This is a genomic window from Vibrio sp. 10N.222.48.A3, assembly GCF_041475345.1.
Lineage (GTDB): Bacteria > Pseudomonadota > Gammaproteobacteria > Enterobacterales > Vibrionaceae > Vibrio > Vibrio tasmaniensis_A.
The window spans coordinates 1-915 of the sequence record NZ_JBFRVX010001135.1 but is presented as its reverse complement, the minus strand read 5'-3'; the positions used below and the strand labels follow the sequence as shown (position 1 = coordinate 915).

Annotated in this window: 1 protein-coding gene and 1 pseudogene; both read left to right on the top strand. The window is 45.1% G+C overall.

From position 1 onward, the window contains the following. Nucleotides 1-255: pseudogene (locus AB4653_RS24380) on the top strand (chitin-binding protein); the annotation flags it as partial. A 214-nt stretch (nucleotides 256-469) separates the two neighbouring features. After that, the coding region (locus AB4653_RS24375) for a GntR family transcriptional regulator (RefSeq protein WP_372105525.1) at nucleotides 470-915 on the top strand (446 nt) is incomplete at its 3' end.

Genomic DNA, 915 nt, shown 5'->3' with positions numbered 1-915 from the left:
AGTGTTGAAACCTTCACTTTTGAAGTAATTGCTGATGACGGTGGCGTAACACCAGACCCAGATCCAACGCCGGATCCAGATCCGACTCCTGACCCAGACAATGGCACTTGGGACTCTTCAGCGACTTACCTAGGCGGTGAAGTAGTAACGTACTCGAACCAGTCTTGGAAAGCACAGTGGTGGATTCAAGGTGGTACAAACCCTAAAGCGACCTACGAAAATGATCAATGGGGCGTGTGGCGTCCAGCTAACTAGTCGGCTAGTTAATCTAAACTAAGTAGCTAAGCAGCTCAGTAATTAAGGCACCACACTCGATTGATGAGTGTGGTGTCTTTTCTTATGGGAGAGATAAACAAGTCGACCGTGAAGGTAATTGGGTTTAGGGTAGGGCTTTGTTATACCTGAATGTCTGAGTACTTCGAATATTCACGGTTTAGTAATATTTTACACATTAGATAGAAAAGACTTTTTGATGAAAAAATCTCAGATACTCGCCAATACAATCAAGAATCAGATAGAACAAAACATCTGGCTTAGTGGTGAGAAAATTCCATCGATTAGAGACGCGTGTAAACGTTATAAACTCAGTATCGAGACGGTACTTCAGGCGTATCAACAGCTTGAAGACCAAGGCTATGTGCGATCTAAGCCTAAATCTGGCTATTTCGTGTTACCGCGCAGAAATGTGTTCACCTCAGAACTCGCACAACAAAAAGCCATCAAGCCGTATCCCGTTAAGATCAGCGACCTGCTTTACGATGTACTTCAACGAGCCAAAGACCCTAGTATCATTCCACTCAGCTCGGCATTTCCAGACCCTGCTTTGTTTCCGCATCAAGCATTGTCGCGCAGTTTAGCCAATGCCAGTCGTCAAATGCCCGATAACAGCATGCTTACTAATCTGCCACCGGGCAG